Annotated in this window: 5 protein-coding genes; 4 read left to right on the top strand and 1 reads right to left on the bottom strand. The window is 69.4% G+C overall.

All coding sequences use genetic code 11. The features are described 5' to 3' along the window. From glnD to dapE, 4 genes are all read left to right on the top strand, one after another. Nucleotides 1-2,577, top strand: a 2,577-nt coding sequence (glnD, locus tag ACSAMQ_RS19275; RefSeq protein ID WP_435397209.1) for a [protein-PII] uridylyltransferase, incomplete at its 5' end; no start/stop codon positions are given. After that, nucleotides 2,553-3,479, top strand: a complete 927-nt coding sequence (gene dapD, locus ACSAMQ_RS19270; RefSeq protein WP_435397210.1) for a 2,3,4,5-tetrahydropyridine-2,6-dicarboxylate N-succinyltransferase — start codon at nt 2,553-2,555, stop codon at nt 3,477-3,479. The genes glnD and dapD, both read left to right, overlap by 25 nt. 126 nt (nt 3,480-3,605) lie before the next feature. After that, the gene (locus ACSAMQ_RS19265; protein ID WP_435397208.1) at nt 3,606-3,965 is read left to right on the top strand and encodes a Spx/MgsR family RNA polymerase-binding regulatory protein; all 360 of its coding nucleotides are present in this window, start codon (nt 3,606-3,608) and stop codon (nt 3,963-3,965) included. Beyond that, nucleotides 3,962-5,116 carry a succinyl-diaminopimelate desuccinylase gene (gene dapE / locus ACSAMQ_RS19260; protein WP_435397207.1) on the top strand — a complete coding sequence of 385 codons (1,155 nt, stop codon included), beginning with the start codon at nt 3,962-3,964 and terminating at the stop codon, nt 5,114-5,116. Before ACSAMQ_RS19265 ends, dapE begins: the two co-directional genes overlap by 4 nt. A gap of 77 nt (nt 5,117-5,193) precedes the next feature. Here the strand turns inward: dapE and ACSAMQ_RS19255 are convergent, their stop codons facing one another. Then, on the bottom strand, nt 5,194-7,611 hold the full coding sequence (locus ACSAMQ_RS19255; RefSeq protein WP_435397206.1) for a penicillin acylase family protein: 2,418 nt from the start codon (nt 7,609-7,611) through the stop codon (nt 5,194-5,196). Nucleotides 7,612-7,707: the final 96 nt, after the last annotated feature.

Raw genomic sequence — 7,707 nt, 5'->3', positions numbered from 1 at the left:
GCGCTGAGCGCGGTCGATGCTGCGCTCGCGCAGCGTTTCGACAGCGCCCCCGACGCCGACATCGACCGCCTGCTGCGCGCGCGCACCGACGCGGTCGACGCGCAGGTGCGCGCGGCCTGGCGGGCCTGCGTCGACGAGGGCGCGCCGCTGGCCTTGTTCGCGGTCGGCGGCTACGGCCGCGGCGAACTGTTCCCGCAGTCGGACATCGACCTGCTGGTGCTCGCCGATCCGCAGGCGCAGACCGCCCAGGCCGAACAGCTCGGCTGCTTTTTCGCCTCGCTGTGGGACGCCGGCCTGCCGGTCGGCCACGCGGTGCGTTCGGCCGAGCAGTGCACCGAAGCCGCCGCCGACCTCAGCGTGCTGACCGCGATGCTGGAAGCGCGCCCGCTCGCCGCCGGCGCGCTCGCGCAGATGGCGCTGCAGGCGGCGATCTCGCCGTCGCAGGTGTGGCCGGCGCGCGAATTCTTCATCGCCAAGCGCGAAGAGCTGCGCCTTCGCCACGCCCGCTACGGCGATACCGCCGACAACCTCGAGCCCAATCTCAAGGAAGGCCCGGGCGGCATGCGCGACGTGCAGACCCTGCACTGGATGGCGCTGCGGATCATCGGCACCTCCGACCTGGAATCGCTGGTGTCGATCGGCCAACTCGGGCCGGACGAACTGACCACATTGGAACGCGAGCGGCGGACGCTGTCGCGTTTGCGATTCGGGCTGCACCTGGTCGCGCGCAAACGCGAAGAACGGCTGCGCTTCGATTACCAGAAGCTGCTCGCCGAACGACTGGGGCATGTCGACAACGCCGACAACCTCGCCGTCGAGCAGATGATGCAGGGCTTCTATCGCAGCGCCGCGCTGGTGCTGCGGATCGGCGAGCGCCTGTTGCAGCGCTTCGAGGAACAGATCGAAGGCGAGGCCGTGCCGGTGCCGCTGGACGGCGTGTTCGAGGCCTTCGAGTTGCGTCGCGACTACATCGCCGCGCGCGACGCCGAATGGCCGCGCGACGCCTCCGAGGTGTTCGCCCTGTTCGCGGCCTGGGCCGCGCACGACGAGATCCGCGGCCTGCATTCGCAGACCGCGCGCGCGCTCGCCGAAGCGCTGTCGCGGGTGCCGAGCTTCGTCGAGGCCGAGCCGGCGCTGCGCGAGCGTTTCATCAAGATCCTGCGCGGCCCGCATCCGGTGCACGCGCTCGAACGCATGGCGCGCCTGGGCGTGCTCGGGCGCTGGATTCCGGCGTTCTCGAAAGTCTCCGGGCGCATGCAGTTCGATCTGTTCCATGTCTACACGGTCGACCAGCACACCCTGGCGGTGCTGCGCAATCTCGCGCGCTTCGCCTCGGGCGTGGCCGACGAACGCTTCAGCATCGCCCACGAAGTCTGGCCGCGCCTGCGCAAGCCGGAACTGTTGCTGCTCGCCGGCCTGTTCCACGACATCGCCAAGGGCCGCGGCGGCGATCATTCCGAACTCGGCGGCGACGACGCGCGGGTGTTCTGCTCGACCATGGGCCTGAGCGAGTCCGACACCGCCCTGGTCGAATGGCTGGTGCGCCAACACCTGCTGATGTCGGTGACCGCGCAGAAGCAGGACATCGCCGATCCCGAGGTGATCCATCGCTTCGCGACCAAGGTCGCCGATCGCGAGCACCTGGATCATCTGTATCTGCTGACCTGCGCCGACATCGCCGGCACCTCGCCGAAGCTGTGGAACGCGTGGAAGGACCGGCTGCTCGCGGACCTGTACACCGCCACCCGCCTGGCCTTGCGGCGCGGGCTCGAACACCCGGTCGCCGGCGCCGAACGCGCTGCCGAGACTCGCGAAGCCGCCCAGGCCATGCTGGCCGCGTTCGGCGCGCGCGAGGACGAAATCGCCGCCTTGTTCGCGCGCATGCCGGAGATCGCCTTCCAGCGCGGCCGTCCCGACCAGATCGCCTGGCAGGCGGCCTCGCTGCGCGGCATCGCGCTCGGCGACACCCGGGTGCGTGCGCGACCGGTCAGCGCCCACGGCGGCGCTCATGCCGGCGCGCTCGAAGTGTTCGTGCATTCGCCCGATCGCGACGGCCTGTTCGCCGCGATCGTCGCCACCCTCGACCGCCTCGGCCTGGCGATCCAGCAAGCGCGCGTGCTCGACGGCCCGCACGGCGCGATCTTCGACACCTTCGAAGTGGTGCCGACCGATCCGCGCCAGCCGCCGAGCGCCGAGGACGTCGAACGGCGCCTGGAGGCGATCCTGGCCGGGCCGCTCGAACGGATCAAGCCGGCCCGCCGCGCGCAACCGCGACACCTGCGCCACTTCCGCATCGCCCCGCAGATCGTGTTCGCCTCGTTCAACAAGGACGAAGCCGCGAGCGCGCGCACCACCTTGAGCCTGGTCTGCACCGACCGCCCCGGCCTGCTAGCCGATGTCGCCCAGACCCTGCGCAAACAGCGCCTGCGCGTGTACGACGCGCGCATCGCCACCTTCGGCGAACGCGCCGAGGACGTATTCCAGATCACCGACGGGCGCGATCGCGCGCTCGACGAAACGCAACAGCAGGCCCTGCGCGACGCGCTGCTGGCCTGCCTCGAAGGAGACAGTCGATGAGCCCCGCCAAGAAGACCGCGCAGAAGACCGCCAAGAAGACCGCACGCAAGAAGAGCAACGAAGCGCCGGGCATCGACGAGTTGAAGTTCATGATCGACAGCGCTTTCGAGCGCCGCAGCATGCTCACGCCGGACGAAATCGAAGGCTCGACCCGGCCCACCGTGGAGCGGGTGATCTCCGGCCTGGAGCAGGGCGAGTTCCGCGTCGCCGAGCCCGACGGCAAGGGCGGCTGGAGCGTCAACGAGTGGCTGAAGAAAGCGGTGCTGCTGTACTTCCGGGTCAACGACATGCAGGTCGTCGACGCCGACCCGGCGCCGTTCTGGGACAAGGTGCCGGCGCGCTTCGAGGGCTACGGCGAAGCCGATTTCCGCAAGCTCGGCGCGCGCGTCGTGCCCGGCGCGATCGCCCGCCGCGGCGCCTACATCGGCAAGGACGTGGTGCTGATGCCGAGCTTCGTCAACATCGGCGCCCACGTCGGCGAAGGCACCATGGTCGACACCTGGGCCACGGTCGGTTCCTGCGCCCAGATCGGCAAGCATTGCCATCTGTCCGGCGGCGCCGGCATCGGCGGCGTGCTCGAACCGCTGCAGGCCTCGCCGACCATCATCGAAGACCATTGCTTCATCGGCGCGCGTTCGGAAGTGGTCGAGGGTTTCGTCGTCGGCCATCACAGCGTGATCGGCATGGGCGTGTTTCTCGGCCAGAGCACCCGCGTCTACAACCGCGCCACCGGCGAGATCAGCTACGGCCGCGTGCCGCCGTACAGCGTGGTCGTGTCGGGCCAGTTGCCGGCCAAGGATGGATCGCATTCGCTGTACTGCGCGGTGATCGTCAAGCAGGTCGACGCCAAGACCCGTTCGAAGACCAGCATCAACGATTTGTTGCGTGGTCTGGCCGACTGAGTCGGGTTGTAGCGAGTGCGTAGTAACGAGTAACGGGTGCCGGCGGCTGCCCCTGGTTTCTATTCACTAGTTTTAGTTCCTCCTCACTCGTTCCTGGCTCAGCGTCTGTTCCAAGGAATTTCAGCAATGACCATCGTCTACGGACTCAACAACTGCGACACGTGCAAGAAGGCCCGCAAGTGGCTGGACCGCTTCGGCGTCGCCCACACCTTCGTCGATTATCGCGATGACCGGCAGGCGCCGGAGACGCTGGTCGAGTGGAAGAATCAGGTCGGCGGCTGGGAGTCGCTGATCAACAAGTCCTCGACGACCTGGCGCACCCTGGCGCCGAACCGCAAGGAGCCGGCCTCGGACGCGGAGTGGAAGTTGCTGCTGAAGGAGTACCCGCAACTGATCCGTCGTCCGCTGGTGGTGACCGACGACGGCAAGGTCAGCCAGGGCTTCAGCGACAACGGCTTCAAGCAGCGTTTCGGAGTCGGTTCGTGAGCGCGGCCTCGTCGAGTGCCGTACTGGACCTGACCCTGGCGCTGATCGCGCGGCCCTCGGTCACCCCCGACGACCTCGACTGCCAGGCCATGATCGCCGAGCGGCTGCGTCGCGCCGGTTTCGTCTGCGAGCACCTGCGCTACGGCGAGGTCGACAATCTGTGGGCGGTGCATGGCGACGGCGAAGGCCCGACCCTGGTCCTGCTCGGCCATACCGACGTCGTGCCCTCCGGCCCGGTCGACACCTGGGCCAGCGATCCCTTCCTGCCCGAGATCCGCGACGGCGTGTTGTACGGCCGCGGCGCCGCCGACATGAAGGGCAGCGTGGCCGCGTTCGTGGTCGCGCTGGAAGAGTTCGTTGCCGCCCACCCGCAACATCGCGGGCGCATCGCCCTGCTGCTGACTTCCGACGAGGAGGGCGACGCGATCGATGGCGTGCGCCGCGTCGCCGAGACCTTCCGCGAACGCGGCGAGCGCATCGATTGGTGCGTGACCGGCGAGCCTTCGTCGACCGCCAGGCTCGGCGATCTGCTGCGCGTGGGCCGCCGCGGCACCTTGTCGGCGACCTTGAAGGTGATCGGTGTGCAGGGCCATGTCGCCTACCCGGAAAAGGCGCGCAACCCGATTCATCAGGCCATGCCGGCCTTGTCCGAACTGGCCGCGCGCCGTTGGGACGAAGGGTACGAAACCTTCCCGCCGACCTCGCTGCAGATCAGCAACATCCAGGCCGGCACCGGTGCCAACAACGTGATTCCAGGCGAGCTGCAGGTGCTGTTCAACCTGCGTTACAACCCGAGCTGGAACGCCGAGCGCCTGGAACGGGAATGCGAGGATGTGTTGCGTGCGCACGGCCTGCAGTACGAACTGTGCTGGTTCCGCGGCGGCGAGCCGTTCTACACCCCGGAAGGTCCGCTGCGCGCTGCGGCGCGCGAAGTGCTGGCGCGGTTCTCCGGCGGCCAGCCCGAGGAAAGCACCGGCGGCGGCACCTCGGATGCGCGCTTCATCGCGCCGCTGGGTGCGCAATGCATCGAGATCGGCCCGGTCAACGCCAGCATCCACAAGGTAGACGAGAACGTCTCGGTCGCGGACCTGGAGGCGTTGCCGGATCTGTATCGGGCGTTGATCGAGCGCTTGTTGGTCGAAAGCCGCTAACCGGCATCGCAAGGCGTCGCCGCTATGTTGCGATGCTGCGGCGAACGTTGACATGGCGGTCGCCGCGGACGCGACATTTACTGCAACGGCTTGACCGTCAAGGTATGCCGCGCGGGGCCCGGCAGGAACGGCGTCGGCCGGCCGCGCACCCAATCGTCGTGGCCCGCGCCCCAGAACGGCGACAGCGGGTGGCCGCTCTGGCCGCCGGGCATGTGGATGATGCCGTCGGCCTCGTGGCCGGGCGACACCACCATGCGTTCGGAAGCGCCGAAATCCGGTCGCTGCACCCGCGGCATGGCCGAGTCGCCGGGCAGTTCGTCGAACGGCATGCACAGCGCGCGCTTGGCGAAGCCGGGCAGGGCCGATGCGAGCGGGTGGCAGATCGAAGCGGTGTTGTGCTCGCCCCAACGCTGCCTGGCCAGGCGCGCCGCGGCATCCGGGCCGGGCGACACCGCGAATTCCTTGAGCACGTCGTCGGCCGAGTGCTCCAGCAATTCGTCCCAGGAGCGTTCGCTGCGCGGCAACAGATGATCCGGCCGTTGCGTCAGCAGCGGCCAGACCACGCCTTCGAGCTGTTTCAGCTCCGGCATCACGAAACCATCGCCGAGTTCGGCACGCACCGGCGCGGTCAGGCCGTTGGCGATGCGGGTGTGCACCGCGCGGCGCCAGTTGCGGACGATCCGGTAGCTCGCCGAGCCGGGCACGGCGCGGCCCTCCCAGCGACGCGCCGCTTCGGCCAGCGTCGCCAGCGCGGGGCTGGCGTTGCCGGCCTTGTCCACGCGCGCGGCCTGGTCCTGCAGCAACTTCCACCAACGCTGCAGGAACAGCGCGCGGTCGTCGAGCTGGATCGCGAGCAGGTCGCGTTCGTTGAAGCGCTGTTTGGCGAACAGGCCGTCGCGGATCTGGCCGGCGCGCGCGCCGAGCACGTAGTTGCCGTCGCCGATGCGCTCGTACTCGTGGCCGTCGAGCGTGCGCGTGTTCGCCGTCCACAGCCGGCCCGACGGCGGCGCGACCAGCTGCGGCGCGTCTTCGGTCTGCAGGCTCCAGGGCGGGCATGCGGCGCTGCGTCGCTTGCCGGCGACGAGGTCGTTCTCGACCAGGGTCGCGGTCGAACAGGCGTCGTCGCGTTCCGGAATCGGCCCGAGCAGGCGCCAGGCGATCTTGCCCTGTCGGTCGCCGAGCACCAGATTCTGCACCGGCATGGCGACGTCGCGCGCGAGCCGCATCGCGTCGTCGACCGATCGCGCGCGGCTCAGATCGGCCAGGCCCATGTTGAGCGAGCCCGGCAAATGCGCGGCCCAGCGCAGGGCCAGCGCGCTGCCGTCGGGGTTGTCGTGCAGCAACGGTCCCCAAGCGGTCTCGCGCACCGTCAGTTTGCTCGGCGGCGCGCCTTTGACCTCGATGAGTTCCTCATGCACGCGCAGGCCGGCGCAGGTCGCAGCGGTGGCCGCGCCGGCGCAGCCGGGTTCGAGCGACCAGTCGGCCCAGTCGCCGTAGCTGTTGGTGAAGGCCCAGGCGACATGACTGTTGCTGCCGACCACCAGCGCCGGCAAACCCGGCAAGGTGAAGCCGCTGACATCGACCCGGCCGTCGGAAACGCGCGGATCGGCGTAGCGCAGGCGCGCGCGAAACCACAGGTTGGGCGCGCGCAGGCCCAGGTGCATGTCGTCGGCGACGATGGCGCGGCGGTCGGCGGTCAGGCTGCCGGCGACGGCGAAATTATTGCTGCCGATCTCGTCGGGGAAGGGCAGTTGCAGCACGCCGCCGGAGGCCGGCGCCGGCAGTTTGCGCAGATCGACCTGGTCGGCGCCCGGCAGCTCGGCATCGCCGAACGGCGCGCCGAACAGCGGCGCGTCCCAGCGGCTGCCGTTGTGGGTGATCAGGGCGTACAAGGCCGGCGGCAGGTGCGGGCGCATGCGCCAGTACGCGAGGTCGCGGGCGTTGCTCGCGTCCTGCAGGTCGAAGTACATCGCGTACCCGACCAAGGCCGAATCCGATCGCTTCCAGGGTTCGGGCTCGGCGCCGAGCAACAAATACGGCCAGGGTTTGCGCGACAGGCCGGCGACGCCTGCGTTGATGCCGTCGGCATAGGCCTGCAGCAAGGCGGCCTTGTCGCCGGCGAACGACGCCAGTTGCGTTTCGACCCGGCTGCGCAGGCGATGCACCCGATGACGACGGTCGTAGTCGAGCGCGCGAGCGCCGAACAGCGCCGACAGTTCGCCGGCCGCGGTGCGTCGCAGCAGGTCCATCTCGAAATAGCGCTCTTGGCCGTGGACATAGCCGAGGATGCGCATCGCATCGGTCTGGTTGGCGGCATCGACGGTGACCACGCCGAGCGCATCGCGCTGGATCGTCGCCGGGGCCGACAGGCCGGGCAGGGCGAGTTCGCCGTCCAGGCGGGGCAGGCTGCCGCGCAACATCCACCAGGCCGCGACGGCGCCGAGCAACGACAGGCAAAACAGCGCGATCAGGCCGCGCTTGATCCATTTGGCCATGGTTTCCTCCGCCGCCGAGCTTAGCCGAAGTCGGTGTCGGCGCCGTGGCCGCGCCGCATCGGCTGCCGCCGTCGCCGGCCGTCCCGCCGCCGGCCG

Source organism: Lysobacter sp. 1R34A, assembly GCF_051217035.1.
Taxonomy (GTDB): Bacteria; Pseudomonadota; Gammaproteobacteria; order Xanthomonadales; family Xanthomonadaceae; genus Lysobacter.
Note: the sequence above shows the minus strand (reverse complement) of the source record. Positions and strands in the feature narration are given on the sequence as shown.